At 64.0% G+C, this 14,268-nt stretch carries 18 protein-coding genes and 4 tRNA genes; 1 reads left to right on the top strand and 21 read right to left on the bottom strand.

What is annotated here, in order from left to right; translation table 11 throughout:
- Window positions 1–31: 31 nt before the first annotated feature.
- From rplJ to trpE, 18 genes are all read right to left on the bottom strand, one after another.
- Entirely contained in the window at window positions 32–568 is a 537-nt protein-coding gene (gene rplJ, locus VARPA_RS03210; RefSeq protein ID WP_013539107.1) for a 50S ribosomal protein L10, read from the bottom strand.
- 246 nt (window positions 569–814) lie between these two features.
- Window positions 815–1,513, bottom strand: a complete 699-nt coding sequence (rplA, locus tag VARPA_RS03205) for a 50S ribosomal protein L1 (protein WP_013539106.1) — start codon at window positions 1,511–1,513, stop codon at window positions 815–817.
- A complete protein-coding gene (gene rplK, locus VARPA_RS03200) occupies window positions 1,514–1,945 on the bottom strand; it encodes a 50S ribosomal protein L11 (protein ID WP_013539105.1) in 432 nt (143 codons plus the stop codon).
- A 135-nt stretch (window positions 1,946–2,080) separates the two neighbouring features.
- Window positions 2,081–2,692, bottom strand: coding sequence for a transcription termination/antitermination protein NusG (gene nusG / locus VARPA_RS03195; protein WP_013539104.1), 612 nt, complete (start codon window positions 2,690–2,692; stop codon window positions 2,081–2,083).
- Window positions 2,692–3,075 (bottom strand): preprotein translocase subunit SecE, encoded by a 384-nt coding sequence (gene secE, locus VARPA_RS03190; RefSeq protein ID WP_007831049.1) that lies wholly within the window; start codon window positions 3,073–3,075, stop codon window positions 2,692–2,694. The genes nusG and secE overlap by 1 nt, the downstream gene beginning before the upstream one ends.
- 103 nt (window positions 3,076–3,178) lie before the next feature.
- Window positions 3,179–3,254: transfer RNA gene (locus VARPA_RS03185), tRNA-Trp, on the bottom strand.
- A gap of 21 nt (window positions 3,255–3,275) precedes the next feature.
- A complete protein-coding gene (tuf, locus tag VARPA_RS03180) occupies window positions 3,276–4,469 on the bottom strand; it encodes an elongation factor Tu (protein WP_013539103.1) in 1,194 nt (397 codons plus the stop codon).
- 73 nt (window positions 4,470–4,542) lie between these two features.
- Window positions 4,543–4,617: transfer RNA gene (locus VARPA_RS03175), tRNA-Thr, on the bottom strand.
- A gap of 40 nt (window positions 4,618–4,657) precedes the next feature.
- A tRNA-Gly gene (locus tag VARPA_RS03170) sits at window positions 4,658–4,731 on the bottom strand.
- A 65-nt stretch (window positions 4,732–4,796) separates the two neighbouring features.
- A tRNA-Tyr gene (locus VARPA_RS03165) sits at window positions 4,797–4,882 on the bottom strand.
- A gap of 107 nt (window positions 4,883–4,989) precedes the next feature.
- Window positions 4,990–5,697, bottom strand: a complete 708-nt coding sequence (locus VARPA_RS03160; RefSeq protein ID WP_013539102.1) for a uracil-DNA glycosylase — start codon at window positions 5,695–5,697, stop codon at window positions 4,990–4,992.
- On the bottom strand, window positions 5,694–6,494 hold the full coding sequence (gene trpC / locus VARPA_RS03155) for an indole-3-glycerol phosphate synthase TrpC (RefSeq protein ID WP_013539101.1): 801 nt from the start codon (window positions 6,492–6,494) through the stop codon (window positions 5,694–5,696). The genes VARPA_RS03160 and trpC overlap by 4 nt, the downstream gene beginning before the upstream one ends.
- A 29-nt stretch (window positions 6,495–6,523) precedes the next feature.
- Window positions 6,524–7,546 carry an anthranilate phosphoribosyltransferase gene (gene trpD / locus VARPA_RS03150; RefSeq protein WP_013539100.1) on the bottom strand — a complete coding sequence of 341 codons (1,023 nt, stop codon included), beginning with the start codon at window positions 7,544–7,546 and terminating at the stop codon, window positions 6,524–6,526.
- Between the two features lie 27 nt (window positions 7,547–7,573).
- Window positions 7,574–8,233 carry a LysE family translocator gene (locus VARPA_RS03145; RefSeq protein ID WP_013539099.1) on the bottom strand — a complete coding sequence of 220 codons (660 nt, stop codon included), beginning with the start codon at window positions 8,231–8,233 and terminating at the stop codon, window positions 7,574–7,576.
- A gap of 16 nt (window positions 8,234–8,249) precedes the next feature.
- Window positions 8,250–9,308, bottom strand: a complete 1,059-nt coding sequence (gene ltaE, locus VARPA_RS03140; protein ID WP_013539098.1) for a low-specificity L-threonine aldolase — start codon at window positions 9,306–9,308, stop codon at window positions 8,250–8,252.
- Window positions 9,309–9,314: 6 nt separating this feature from the next.
- Window positions 9,315–9,899, bottom strand: a complete 585-nt coding sequence (locus tag VARPA_RS03135) for an aminodeoxychorismate/anthranilate synthase component II (RefSeq protein WP_013539097.1) — start codon at window positions 9,897–9,899, stop codon at window positions 9,315–9,317.
- On the bottom strand, window positions 9,896–10,288 hold the full coding sequence (locus VARPA_RS03130) for a GxxExxY protein (protein ID WP_013539096.1): 393 nt from the start codon (window positions 10,286–10,288) through the stop codon (window positions 9,896–9,898). Before VARPA_RS03130 ends, VARPA_RS03135 begins: the two co-directional genes overlap by 4 nt.
- 61 nt (window positions 10,289–10,349) lie before the next feature.
- On the bottom strand, window positions 10,350–11,852 hold the full coding sequence (gene trpE, locus VARPA_RS03125) for an anthranilate synthase component I (protein WP_013539095.1): 1,503 nt from the start codon (window positions 11,850–11,852) through the stop codon (window positions 10,350–10,352).
- A 333-nt stretch (window positions 11,853–12,185) separates the two neighbouring features.
- Here trpE and VARPA_RS03120 point away from each other — a divergent pair, with 333 nt between their 5' ends.
- The gene (locus VARPA_RS03120) at window positions 12,186–12,788 is read left to right on the top strand and encodes a chalcone isomerase family protein (RefSeq protein WP_013539094.1); all 603 of its coding nucleotides are present in this window, start codon (window positions 12,186–12,188) and stop codon (window positions 12,786–12,788) included.
- Between the two features lie 10 nt (window positions 12,789–12,798).
- Here the strand turns inward: VARPA_RS03120 and VARPA_RS03115 are convergent, their stop codons facing one another.
- From VARPA_RS03115 to VARPA_RS03110, 3 genes are read right to left on the bottom strand one after another with little or no spacing between them, the layout of a single operon-like run.
- Complete coding sequence (locus VARPA_RS03115) at window positions 12,799–13,491, bottom strand: phosphoglycolate phosphatase (RefSeq protein ID WP_041942754.1); 693 nt, start codon at window positions 13,489–13,491, stop codon at window positions 12,799–12,801.
- 16 nt (window positions 13,492–13,507) lie between these two features.
- Window positions 13,508–13,711 (bottom strand): hypothetical protein, encoded by a 204-nt coding sequence (locus VARPA_RS31305; RefSeq protein ID WP_167330529.1) that lies wholly within the window; start codon window positions 13,709–13,711, stop codon window positions 13,508–13,510.
- A gap of 45 nt (window positions 13,712–13,756) precedes the next feature.
- Window positions 13,757–14,257, bottom strand: coding sequence for an Lrp/AsnC family transcriptional regulator (locus tag VARPA_RS03110; RefSeq protein ID WP_013539092.1), 501 nt, complete (start codon window positions 14,255–14,257; stop codon window positions 13,757–13,759).
- Between the last annotated feature and the right edge of the window lie 11 nt (window positions 14,258–14,268).

Raw genomic sequence — 14,268 nt, 5'->3', positions numbered from 1 at the left:
ACAATTGGGTTGAATACTTCAAACGCAAGGCTTAAGCAGCCTGCGCTTCTGCCGGTGCTTCGGCGACGGGTGCAGCTTCGCCTTCGCCACGCTTCGCAGCCAGCGCCGCGAGAACGCGTGCCGTACGGGAAACGGGGGATTGCATCAAGCCCAGCAATTGGGACAGCAGCACTTCCTTGGAAGGGATGCTGGCCAGTTGCTTCACGCCGTTGACGTCCAGGGCCTTGCCGCCAAACGCGCCACCGCGAATCACCAACTTGTCGTTGGTCTTCGCGAAGTCGGCCACCACCTTGGCGGCGGCCACTGCGTCTTCGGAAAAGCCGTAGATCAGCGGACCGGTCATCTGGTCACCGACGACTTCGAATGCGCTACCAGCGACAGCACGGCGTGCCAGCGTGTTCTTCAACACGCTGAGGGTCACACCCTTGCTGCGAGCTTCGCTGCGCAGTTTGGTCATATCGGCAACCGTGATGCCACGGTATTCCGCCATCACGAGCGTTTGAGCTTTAGCGGCGAGGCTGGTCACATCACTGATGACCGCTTCTTTCTCACTGCGATTCAGACTCAAGGTCTACTCCTTTTAATGCGACCTTCGGCCGGGGCCTCGGATCGCGCTTCATGCAGCGACCAACTGTTCGGAACAAAAATCAAATTCCTCGCAGCGGGATCGCCATCTGCGCTGGACACCGGAAGGATCGATCCGGCCATTAAGTGCAGCGCCCTGCACACCAGCGGTCTTGGATGGCTCACGGCAACCGAAGCTGCTGCGACCCACCACATTCGCCCTGCTCCTTTCGGAGCCGGGCCAATCTCTTTAGCTCGCCGAGATGGTTTGCGTGTCCACGCGGACACCCAGACCCATGGTCGACGACACAGCCACCTTGCGCAGGTACACGCCCTTGCTGGTCGCCGGCTTGGCCTTGACCAGAGCGTCGATCAGCGCGGCGAGGTTGCCCTGCAGCTTGTCGTTGTCGAACGAACGACGGCCGATCGTGCCGTGCACGATGCCGGCCTTGTCGACGCGGAACTGAACCTGGCCAGCCTTGGCGTTCTTCACTGCCGTGGCGACGTCCGGGGTCACGGTGCCAACCTTGGGGTTGGGCATCAGGCCGCGCGGGCCGAGGATCTGGCCGAGCGTACCGACGACGCGCATGGCATCGGGGGCAGCGATCACGACGTCGAAAGGCATGTCGCCAGCCTTGACCATCGCAGCGAGGTCGTCCATGCCGACGATGTCGGCGCCGGCGGCCTTGGCTTCTTCAGCCTTGGCGCCTTGGGCGAACACGGCCACGCGCTTGGTCTTGCCGGTGCCGTTGGGCAGCACGACGGCGCCGCGAACGACCTGGTCCGACTTCTTCGCGTCGATGCCCAGTTGCACGGCCACGTCGATCGATTCGTCGAACTTGGCGGTGGCGGCGTCCTTGACGATGACGATCGCGTCAGCCAGCGGGTACAGCTTGTTGCTGTCGACCTTGCCTTCGAGCGCTTTTTGCTTCTTGGTGATCTTGGACATTTACACGCCCTCCACATTCACGCCCATCGAGCGGGCAGTACCGGCGATGGTGCGAACCGCGGCGTCCATGTCGGCGGCCGTCAGGTCCTTCATCTTGGTCTTGGCGATTTCTTCGAGCTGAGCGCGCGTGATCTTGCCGACCTTGTCCAGGTGCGGGCGAGCCGAACCCTTGTCCAGTTTGATCGCCTTCTTGATCAGCACGCCAGCGGGCGGCGACTTGATGATGAAGGTGAAGCTCTTGTCGGCGAACGCGGTGATGACCACCGGCAGCGCCAGACCCGGCTCGTAGCTCTGCGTTTGCGCATTGAACGCCTTGCAGAACTCCATGATGTTCAAACCACGTTGGCCCAGTGCGGGACCGATCGGTGGTGATGGGTTGGCTTTACCAGCTGGCACTTGCAGCTTGACGAAGCCGACGATTTTTTTCGCCATTTTTTGCTCCTTGCGGGTGATATCGCCTTGGCTTTCGCCGCGGCTCCCCGGGGTTTAACGACTCTTCTGCTCAAGGCCGCGCGCCGAGTCGGACAGCGCGCAGCCGGAAATGGTTCAGGCCTCTCGGCCCAAGGCTCAGGTCTTCTCGACCTGGCTGAATTCGAGCTCGACGGGCGTGGAGCGGCCGAAAATCATGACCGACACGCTGACCTTGCTCTTCTCGTAATTGACGTCTTCCACCGTGCCATTGAAGTCGGTGAACGGGCCTTCCTTGACGCGCACGAATTCGCCAACGGTGAACTCGACCTTGTGGCGCGGCTTCTCGGTGCCCTGCTGCATCTGGCTGACGATGTCCTCGACCTCTTTCTGCGAGATCGGGGCCGGACGGTTCTTGGCGCCGCCCACGAAACCGGTCACCTTGTTGGTGTGCTTCACCAAGTGCCAGCTCTCGTCGTCCATGATCATTTCGACCAGCACGTAGCCTGGGAAGAAGCGGCGCTCGGTGGTGCGCTTCTGGCCGTTCTTGATCTCGACCACTTCTTCGGTCGGGACCAGGATGCGGCCGAACTTGTCTTGCATGCCGGCGCGGTTGATGCGCTCGGTGATGTTGCGCTCGACGGCCTTCTCCATGCCCGAATAGGCATGCACCACGTACCAACGCAGATCAGGGTTGGCGGCGGGAGCCAGCACGGAGGTGTTTTCTTCCTCGGGCGCGCTCGGCGTGGTTTCAACTACGTCGTCGGTCATTATTTTCTCCAGCCCAGAATGAGGTCGAAAAACACCCATTCGAGCGTCTTGTCGGTGAGCCAGAGGAAGACGGACATGATCGCCACGAAGGCGAACACATAGGCCGTCATCTGCATCGCTTCCTTGCGGGTCGGCCAGACGACCTTCTTGACCTCGCGCCACGAGTCGCGGCCGAAGGCCCACAACTGACGGCCATTCTCCGAACTGCCGAACGCGCCCACGGCTGCAGCCAGACCGACCAGCAGCGCAGCCCATTGCACCAGCGAGCCTTGGCGGGACAGCAGGTAGAACGCCACGATGGCGCCCACTGCCAGCACCACGGCTGCGGCCAATTTGGCCTTGTCGGCGCCCGTGCTCACGGTTTCGATTTGAGAAGTGGCCATGTTCGGCTGATTTCCTGTGGTCTTTCGACCTTCAATTCAATGCGCCTCTTGAGACGCCGAAGCCCATCGGGTCACGATGGGCTTTTTCGGAGTGCCACCTAGGTGGCAGGGGCAGTAGGAATCGAACCTACAACCTTCGGTTTTGGAGACCGACGCTCTGCCAATTGAGCTATACCCCTCCGGTACTCTTTTCGCTCGGCTTAGATGTCGAGGATCTTTGCCACGACGCCCGAACCCACGGTACGGCCGCCTTCACGGATGGCGAAGCGCAGGCCTTCTTCCATCGCGATCGGGTTGATCAGCTTGACGGTGATGCTGACGTTGTCGCCAGGCATGACCATTTCCTTGTCCTTGGGCAACTCGATCGCGCCGGTCACGTCCGTCGTGCGGAAGTAGAACTGGGGACGGTAGTTGTTGAAGAACGGCGTGTGACGGCCACCTTCGTCCTTGGACAGCACATACACCTCGGCGGTGAAGTGCACGTGCGGCTTGATCGAGCCGGGCTTGCACAGCACTTGGCCGCGCTCGACTTCTTCGCGCTTGGTGCCGCGCAGCAGCACGCCGACGTTGTCGCCAGCTTGGCCTTGGTCCAGCAGCTTGCGGAACATTTCCACGCCGGTGCAGGTGGTCTTGACGGTCGGGCGGATGCCGACGATCTCGATTTCTTCACCGACCTTGATCACGCCGCGCTCGACGGCGCCGGTCACCACAGTGCCGCGACCCGAGATCGAGAACACGTCTTCCACAGGCATCAGGAACGTGCCGTCCACGGCGCGCTCAGGCGTCGGGATGTACGTGTCCAGCGCTTCAGCCAGCTTCATGATGGCTTCTTCGCCCAGCTTGCCCTTGTCGCCTTCCAGGGCGAGCTTGGCCGAGCCGTGGATGATGGGGGTGTCGTCGCCAGGGAATTCGTACTTGTCCAGCAGCTCGCGCACTTCCATTTCGACCAGCTCGAGCAGCTCGGCGTCGTCGACCATGTCGCACTTGTTCAGGAAAACGATGATGTAGCCCACGCCCACCTGGCGAGCCAGCAGGATGTGTTCACGGGTCTGGGGCATCGGGCCGTCAGCGGCCGAGCACACCAGGATGGCGCCGTCCATTTGAGCGGCGCCGGTGATCATGTTCTTCACATAGTCGGCGTGGCCGGGGCAGTCGACGTGTGCGTAGTGGCGGTTGGCCGTTTCGTACTCGACGTGCGCGGTGTTGATCGTGATGCCGCGGGCCTTTTCTTCGGGCGCTGCGTCGATCTGGTCGTAAGCCTTGGCTTCGCCACCGAACTTGGCCGACAGAACGGTTGCAATCGCAGCCGTCAGCGTCGTCTTGCCGTGGTCAACGTGACCGATCGTGCCCACGTTCACGTGCGGCTTGGTGCGGGTGAATTTACCTTTTGCCATTTTTCGACTCCGAAAAAAACGATTTCAACGTATGCAGATGGGTTGCAAATCTGCCGTTGCAACCCCCAGAAACTGGTGCCCTTTGCGGGAATCGGACCCGCGACCTCTCCCTTACCAAGGGAGTGCTCTACCACTGAGCCAAAAGGGCTTTTGTCTAACCAATCGCTTCCGGCGTCGAACCGGGTCTCTGGAGCGGGAGACGGGAATCGAACCCGCGTCATCAGCTTGGAAGGCTGGGGTTCTACCATTGAACTACTCCCGCATCGGGGGCACTTCAAGGCACCCAAAGCGCTAGATCCAATCGCTCTTAGAAACCAAATTCATCGCTGGTGGAGAGGGCTGGATTCGAACCAGCGTACTCGTAAGAGGGCAGATTTACAGTCTGCTGCCATTAACCACTCGGCCACCTCTCCGGCGAACCTCGAAATATAGCACGGTTTTGTGACTACACAGAACTCCCGGCACCAAGAAGAAGCGAGAGAACTGCCCGAGGCATGAACTGCGCGGATTATCCGCGAATTCAGCCGCCTTCCTGATGCGCTTCCCGCCAAGCTCGCGCTTCGCCGAAATGACCGCATCCGATGAACGGCACCGGCGGACGCAACGCGGAAAGTGGCGACGGATGATTCGACATCAGCACCTTGTGGCGCCCAACATCGATCAACGCACGCTTACTTTGCGCATGCGAACCCCACAGCATAAAAACAACAGGTTTTGCGCCGTCTGATACATGTCGGATGACGGCATCGGTCAGCACTTCCCAACCCCGCCCTGAATGGCTCGCCGGCTGGGCTTCTTCCACCGTGAGGCAGGTGTTGAGCAGCAGCACGCCATGCGTCGCCCACTTCACCAGGCTGCCACCTGGATTCGGAAACTGCGGCGGCGCCGTGCCAAGGTCGCGCTGGAGTTCCTTGAAGATGTTGCGCAGCGACGGCGGCAGCGCCACGCCGGGCGCGACCGAGAACGCGAGTCCTTCGGCCTGTCCGCGACCGTGGTACGGGTCCTGGCCCAGGATCACGACGCGCACGTCTTCAGGCGGCGTCAATTCCAGTGCCCGCAGCGGTTGCGGCGGAAAGATCACGGCGTGCGCATCGAGGCGCTCGCGCAGGAAGCCGAGCAGTTTCTGTCCCACGACGCCCGCAAAAAAATCGTCGACCAGCGGCTGCCAGCCCGACGCCACAGGCCAGTCGGCAGGATCGCTGCTCGACAGCTGATCCGGCCGGTTCATTCGAACAACGCAGCGAGTGCCTCGCCGGGTTCCTTGGCGCGCATGAAGGCTTCACCGACCAGGAAGGCGTTGACGCCCGCCGCACGCAGCGTGGCAACGTCTTCGCGCGTGCCGATACCCGATTCGGTCACCGGCAACCGATCGGCCGGAAGCCGCGGCAACAAATCGATCGTGGCCTGGATCGACACCTCGAAGTTGCGCAGATTGCGGTTGTTGACCCCGATGAGCGGCGTCTTGAGCTTCAGCGCGCGATCGAGTTCGGCCGCATCGTGCACCTCCACCAGCACCGCCATGCCGAGCCCGCGCGCGATCGCTTCGTAGTCCTTCATCTGCGCATCGTCCAGGCACGCGGCGATCAGCAGGATGGCATCGGCGCCCATCGCGCGCGACTCGTACACCTGGTACGCGTCGATGATGAAGTCCTTGCGCAGCACCGGCAGGTCGCACGAGGCGCGGGCCTGCTTGAGATAGTCCACGCCGCCCTGGAAGAACTGCTTGTCCGTCAGCACCGAGAGGCATGCCGCGCTGACCTTGCCATCACCCTCGGCGTAGCTCTGCGCGATGTCCGCTGGAATGAAGTCTTCGCGCAGCACGCCCTTGCTCGGGCTGGCTTTCTTGACTTCGGCGATCACGGCGGCCTGGCCCGCAGCGATCTTGGCGCGCAGGGCGGCTTCGAAATCGCGCGTGAGCACGCGGCTTTCGGCGTCGAAGCGAACGGCTTCGAGCGGTGCGCGCTTCAGCGCCGCCGCCACTTCCTGGCGCTTGACGGCAACGATCTTGTCGAGGATGTCGGACATGGCTTGTGATGCTTTCTTTTTTTAGGGGCTCAAACGGTCGCGGAGGCCTTGACCAACTCGGCGAGCTTGGCTTTCGCCGCGCCCGACACGATGACGTCGCGCGAGCGTTCGACGCCCGCGGCCACCGAGTCGACCACGTTGGCCGCATACAGCGCCGCGCCGGCGTTCAGCAGCACGATGTCGAGCGCCGGACCGGCCTGATTGTCGAGCACCCCCAGCAGCATCGCCTTCGACTGCTCGGGCGTTTCCACACGCAGCGCGCGATTGCTCGACATCGCGAAGCCGAAGTCCTCGGGGTGCAGTTCGTACTCGCGGATTTCGCCGTTCTTGAGCTCACCCACCAGCGTGGCGGCGCCCAGCGAGATCTCGTCCATGCCGTCACGGCCGTAGACCACCAATGCATGCTCGGTGCCCAGGCGCTGCAGCGCGCGCACCTGGATGCCCACGAGGTCGGCGTGGAACACGCCCATCAGGATGTTCGGCGCGCCCGCGGGGTTGGTCAGCGGGCCGAGGATGTTGAAGATGGTCTTGATGCCCAACTCCTTGCGCACCGGGGCGACGTTCTTCATCGCCGGATGGTGGTTGGGCGCGAACATGAAGCCGATGCCGCACTGCTCGATGGAGCGCGCGATCTGCTCGGGCTTCAGGTTGATGTTGATGCCCAGCGACTCCAGCACATCGGCACTGCCCGACTTGCTCGACACGCTGCGCCCGCCGTGCTTGCTCACCTTCGCGCCGCCCGCGGCCGCAACGAACATCGAACAGGTCGAGATGTTGAAGGTGTGCGAGCCGTCGCCGCCGGTGCCCACGATGTCCACGAGATTCGTGGTGTCGGTCACGGGCACCTTGGTCGAGACCTCGCGCATCACCTGCGCGGCGGCGGTGATCTCGCCGATGGTTTCCTTCTTCACGCGCAGGCCCGTGATCAGCGCGGCCATCATCACGGGCGAGCACTCGCCGCTCATGATGAGCCGCACGATGTGCAGCATCTCGTCGTGGAAGACCTCGCGGTGCTCGATGGTGCGCTGCAGCGCTTCCTGGGGGGTGATCATGGGAAGTCTCCTGGTGTCTGTCTGTGGTCAGTGGCCGACGCGACCGGCCGGTGCGTCGGTGAACGCGAGCTTGAGGCCGAAGCCGATGAAGAGAACGCCGGCCGCACGGTCGAGCCAGTGCATGCCCTTCTGCACGGCGCCGCGGCGCGCCATCCAGCCCGCCGCCACGGCCCATCCCACGTTGACCGGGATGGCGTTGAGGTTGAACAGCACGCCCAGCAGCACGAAGTACAGCGCCTTGTCATCGGCGCCGGGCGCAATGAACTGCGGCACGAAGGCCAGGAAGAACAACGCCACCTTGGGGTTGAGCACGTTCGTCCAGAAACCGCCGAGGAAGATCGCCTTGAGGCCGCGTTCCCCGTCTGCTGCGGCCGCCCTGCCGAGATCTGCAGGCGGCGCTGGTCGCGACAGCACCATGCGCACGCCCAGGTACAGCAGGTAGGCCGCGCCGATGTACTTGAGCACGGTGAAGGCCGCTGCCGATGTCGCCATCAGCGTGCCGACGCCGACCGCCGCCGCGAAGATGTGGACGAAGCAGCCGGCGGTGATGCCGAGCCCGGCGACGATGCCTGCGCGCACGCCGGAGCGCAGCGAGTTCGTCACGACGTAGAGCACGTCGGGCCCGGGCGTGAGATTCAGCAGCCAGCCGGCGGCGATGAAGGCGAGCAGATGGGGAAGATCAGGCATCGCGTCCTCGCCGGGCTCAGGACTTGAAGAAGTCGCGGATCGCAGCGACGGCCCGGTCCACACCGGCCGCGTCGACATCCAGGTGCGTCACGAAGCGCAGGCGGTAGAGGCCCGTCGCGAGGATGCCCTGGCTGTTGAGGCTCGCGAGCAGTTCCGACGAACGCGCCTGCGCCGCACCCGTGAGATCGACGAAAACGATGTTCGTGTGCGGCGCTTCGACGGTCAGGCCTTCGATGCCTTCGAGCCCCTGCGCGAGGCGCTGGGCCAGCGCGTGGTCGTCAGCCAGGCGATCGACATGGTGATCGAGTGCATGCGACGCAGCCGCAGCCAGCAGCCCCGCCTGCCGCATGCCGCCGCCCGCCATCTTGCGGATGCGGTGCGCCCGCGCGATGAACTCACGCGAACCGACCAGCGCCGAGCCGATGGGCGCGCCCAAGCCCTTGCTGAAGCACACCGACACGCTGTCGAAGCACTGCGCGATGCGCCGGGCTTCGGCGCGGATATCGCTGCGCTTATTCAGCGCAGCCTGCGCCGTTGCGGCATTGAAGAGGCGCGCCCCGTCCAGATGCCGCTGCAGGCCCTTGCTCTTGGCGAGATCCGTTGCGGCCTGCACATACTCGAACGGCAGCAGCTTGCCACCCAGCGTGTTTTCCAGTGCCAGCAGCTTCGTGCGCGCGAAATGCGCGTCGTCGGGCTTGATCGCCGCCTCGATCTGCGCGAGCGGCAGCGTGCCGTCGGGTGCGTGGTCCAGCGGCTGCGGCTGCACGCTGCCGAACACCGCGGCGCCGCCGCCTTCCCAGCGGTAGCAGTGCGCCTGCTGGCCGACGATGTATTCGTCGCCGCGACCGCAGTGCGACAGGATCGCGCAGAGGTTGCTCTGCGTGCCGGTCGGCACGAACAGCGCCGCCTCGAAACCCAGCAGCGCGGCGATCTTTTCCTGCAGCGCGTTGACGGTCGGATCGGTGCCGAAGACGTCGTCGCCGAGCGGCGCGGCCATCATGGCTTCACGCATCGCGGGCGTGGGTTGGGTGACGGTGTCGCTGCGCAGGTCGACGACGGAAGTGCGTTCGGTCATGGTGGGTCAGTCCAGGAAGTTCTTGAGCATGGCGTGACCGTGCTCGGTGAGGATCGATTCGGGGTGGAACTGCACACCTTCGATGCGCACGCCGTGCGCGAATCCGGTGTGCCGCACCCCCATGATCTCGCCATCCTCGGTCCACGCGGTGACAGCCAATTCCTTCGGGCAGCTCTCGCGCTCGATCGAGAGCGAGTGGTAGCGATTGACGATGAACTTCTCGGGCAGCCCGGCGAACACGCCCTCTTGCGTGGTCGTGATCTCGCTGGTCTTGCCATGCATCAGTTGCTGCGCCCGAACGATCTTTCCGCCGAACGCCGCGCCGATGGCCTGGTGGCCGAGGCACACGCCCAGGATGGGCAGCTTGCCCGCGAAGGCCTCGATGGCCGCCACCGACACGCCGGCCTCGGCCGGCGAACACGGCCCCGGCGACACCACGAGCCGCGTCACGCCGGAGGCGATCAGCTCGCCGATCTGCGCGACGGTGATCTCGTCGTTGCGATGCACCTGCACATCCGCACCCAGCTCGCCGAAGTACTGGACGATGTTGTAGGTGAAGCTGTCGTAGTTGTCGATCATCAGCAGTTTCATGGCTTGCTCACAATCCGGTGCACGCCCTTGACGACGGGGAACACGTTGAAGTTGATGAGAAGGCCCAGCTTGAGGCCAGAGAGACGCAGCGCCGCGAGCACTTGGGCGCGGTGCAGGTCGGTCAGCACATCGACCGCCTTGAGCTCGACGATGACCGATTGCTCGATCACGAACCCCGCGCGGTACACCTCGCCGAGCGAGCGGCCCTTGTAGGTGGCCGACAGCGCCACGTCGCGCGTGAAGCCGATCTCGCGCTCGGCCAGTTCGATGGCCAGCGCCGCGGCGTAGGCGCTTTCGTCGAGCCCCGTGCCAAGCACGCGCTGTACTTCGACAGCCGCGCCGATGATCTCGTGCGAAAAATCGTTCTGAATATCGGGTGCGGAATTCATCGTATTACCTCCGTGCTGCGCACTGCGGTGCGAGCTTGCTTGGGGCGGCCCGGCGCTGCGCTCATTCCAAACCTTCCTCGACCAGTTCGGCGGCACGCAGGAGTGCGCGCGCCTTGGCCTCTGTTTCTTTCCATTCCAGCTCGGGCACCGAGTCGGCGACCACGCCGGCCGCGGCCTGCACGTGCAGCATCTGGTCCTTCACGATGCCGGTGCGGATCGCGATCGCCACGTCCATGTCGCCCGCATAGCTGATGTAGCCGCAGGCGCCGCCGTAGAGGCCGCGCTTGGTGGGCTCGAGCTGGTCGATGAGTTCCATCGCATGCACCTTGGGCGCGCCGGTCAGCGTGCCGGCCGGGAACGTGGCCTTGAGCACGTCGATGGCGGTCATGCCGTCCTTCAGCGTGCCTTCGACGTTGCTCACGATGTGCATCACGTGGCTGTAGCGCTCCACCGCGAAGGCCTCGGTCACCTTCACGGTGCCGGTCTTGGCGATGCGGCCGATGTCGTTGCGCGCGAGGTCGATCAGCATCACGTGCTCGGCGCGCTCCTTCGGGTCGTTGATCAGTTCTTCCTCGGCCGCCTTGTCCAGCTCGAGCGAAGCACCGCGCGGGCGCGTGCCGGCCAGCGGGCGGATGGTGATCTTCTGCTCGCCATCGTCCGTGTTTTCCTGGCGCACCAGGATCTCGGGCGATGCGCCCACCACATGGAAGTCGCCCAGGTGGTAGTAGTACATGTAGGGCGACGGGTTCAGCGACCGCAGCGCGCGGTACAGCGACAGCGGCGACTCGGTGTAGCGCTTGCTGATGCGCTGGCCCACCTGCACCTGCATGAAGTCGCCGGCGGCGATCATTTCCTTGGCGCGCTCCACGGCCGCAAGGTAGTCGGCCTTGGCAAAGCTGCGCTCGGGCGGATGCGCCTGCGTGGGCTTCACGATGGGCGCGCTCACCGAGTACTTGAGCTTTTCCTTCAGCTCGCGCAGGCGCCGCTTGCCGTTGGCGTAAGCCTCGGGCTGCTTCGGGTCGGCGTAGACGATGAGGTAGAGCTTGCCCGAGAGGTTGTCGATGACCGCGAGCTCCTCGCACTGCAAGAGCAGGATGTCGGGACAGCCGAGCGTGTCGGGCGGACAGCTTTTTTCGAGCTTGCGCTCAATGTGGCGCACCGTGTCGTAGCCGAAGTAGCCGGCGAGGCCGCCGCAGAAGCGCGGCAGGCCCGGCCGCAGCGCCACCTTGAAGCGCTTCTGGTAGTCGGCGATGAAGTCGAGTGGATTGCCGGCGGCGGTCTCGACGACCTGCCCGTCGGTCACCACTTCGGTCACGGCATCGGCGCCGAAACCACTTGCGCGCAGCAAGGTGCGTGCGGGCAGGCCGATGAAGCTGTAGCGCCCGAAGCGCTCGCCGCCCACGACCGATTCGAGCAGGAAGCTGTGCTTGCCGCCGCCCTGCGAATGGGCGAGCTTGAGGTAGAGGGAAAGGGGCGTTTCGAGGTCGGCAAAGGCCTCGGCCATCAGCGGGATGCGGTTGTAGCCCTGGGCGCTGAGGCTCTTGAATTCAAGTTCGGTGATCACGGATTCGTTCTCCAATTGCCGGCCGACGCTTCTTCGGTCGGTGGCAAGGTCATTCACTGGTGGCCCGGAGTCGAAGGGATCGATCCGGCGCCGCGGGCGCACGGCGTGCGCCGTGCAATCAAACAGTCAGCGAAGTATGGCTACGCCAGGGCCAGGCTCCCCGGCTGCCTTCACCTGTTTGATTGATGTGATGAACGAACATGGAAGCGGGAGTTTAGCCCACGAAAACGGCCGATTGAGCAATAAAGCCGGTTTCAGGGTTCCCCCGAAGCCTTGGCGGTAACACGAAAAGATACATTCGCACGACCGTTCGCAAATTCAAGGAGGCTTCACTTGCCCGCATTCTCGATCCCCAAGGTGTTCTCGCGTCTCGCCCTGCTGGCCTGCCTGGCGTCGGCGCTCGGCGCCTCGGCCGCGCAAGTGGATGTCGCCGGCGTCAAGCTGGAAGACCACCTCGACCTGCGCGGCACCCCGCTGCAGCTCAACGGCGCGGGCGTTCGCTTCAAGGCGATCTTCAAGGTCTACACGGCAGGCCTGTACGTCGGCAAGAAGGTGTCCACTCCCGAAGAGGCGCTGGCCGCCCCCGGCCCCAAGCGCGTGGCGATCACGATGCTGCGCGACATCGACGCCAACGAACTGGGCAAGCTCTTCACCAAGGGTGTGGAAGAGAACTCGCCGAAGAGCGAAATGGTCAACCTCATTCCGGGCCTGCTGCGCATGGGCCAGATGTTCGCGGACCAGAAGCAGTTGAAGACCGGCGACACCTTCACCATCGACTGGCTGCCCGGCACCGGCACGGTGATCACCGTGCGCGGCGTGCCGCAGCCCGATCCAGTGAAGGAGCCGGCCTTCTTCAATGCGCTGCTGCGCATCTGGCTCGGCCCGAGCCCCGCCGACTGGAAGCTCAAGGACGCGCTGCTCGGCAAGTCCTCCTAGCCACTGGAGGCTAGAGATCGGCCAACGAATCCACGAAGCCGTCCGCATCCACGCCGCGCACCGGCTCGCCGTGGTTGTAGCCGTAGGTCACGAGCACGACCGGGCAACCGGCGGCCCTTGCGGCGCGCGCATCGTTGCTCGAGTCGCCGACCATCAACGTGCGCGCCGGCACCGTGCACAGCGCCTCGCAGGTCTTCAGGAGCGGCAGCGGATCGGGCTTCTTGCGCTCGAAGGCATCGCCACCGAACACCAGCTCGAAGAAACCATCCAGACCTTTCGCGGCCAGCAGCGGTCTGGCGAACGAGGTCGGCTTGTTGGTGAGGCAGGCCAGCCGCAAGCCCCGCGCGCGCAACGCATTCAGCCCCTCGATCACCCCCGGGTACAACGCCGAGTGTTGGCCGTTGATCGCCAGGTAGTGGTGCTGGTAACGGTCCCAGGCGCGCTCGAAGAGCGCCTGTGCCCTGGCCTGGACATCGACCGCGCCGGCGGGCGTCATGACATGCACGAGCGCCGAGTGAATCAGGTGCTCGGAGCCCTTGCCCACCATCCGTTCGATGGCGGCGGGCGCCACCGGCGGCAGGTCGAGGTCGCGCAGCATGCGGTTCAGGGACTCGGCGAAATCGCCGAGCGTGTCGACCATGGTGCCGTCGAGGTCGACGATGGCGGCATCGAAATAAATGAGGTCGAGGCTGGTGGAGTTCAAAGCAAGCAAGCGGAGTTCAAAAAGTGCCCGGTACTTTACTGGCCCCAAAAAGAACTGCAGGGCAAGCGAGTGAAATCGTGGTCGGGATGCGCACTGCTCCAGCTGCACGCCCCGCATTCAACACGCCGCCGATATCAAACAGGACACTGCCCCGGACCGTGATGTGAAGCAAAGATCCGGCAAGCTGAATAACTTCGAGCCCAGCGATGAAGAGGCGCACGGTGCGATCCTGCCACTCCTCGCATCGGGCGTGAGACCCACAACCTCACTCCCACCGCTTTTGCGTCGCGATGATGCCCAGCGGATATCCACGCCGTCCCATCGAGTGGCGAAGGACGATTCGACTGGCAAAGCGTTCGATGCCGATGTCTTCTTCCAGCATCTTGTCCATCACCGCCTGGAAGTAGCCGATGCCCGGCGCCACGATCTTCAGCAGGTAGTCGTAGCCGCCGCTGACGTTGTAGCACTCGACGATTTCCTCGTACTTCGCGGCGGCCTCCTCGAACTTGCGGAAATCGTGCGGGCGGTGACTGCCGATGGTGACCTCCGAGAACACGATGACGTGGTCGCCCAGCTTTTCCAGCGCGATGTCGGCACCGTAGCCGCGGATCAGCCCGGTCTCCTGCAGCCGCTTGGTGCGCAGCAGGCACGGGCTCGGGCTCAGGCCCACCGACTCCGCCAGGTCGACGTTCGAGCAGCGCCCCTCGCGCTGCAGATGCACAAGGATCTTGAGGTCGAACCGGTCGAAGGAAACTGCGGATCTCATCGCGCCATCGT

It is taken from the genome of Variovorax paradoxus EPS (assembly GCF_000184745.1).
GTDB classification, from domain to species: Bacteria; Pseudomonadota; Gammaproteobacteria; order Burkholderiales; family Burkholderiaceae_C; genus Variovorax; species Variovorax paradoxus_C.
This window is presented reverse-complemented; position numbering and strand designations above follow the sequence as displayed.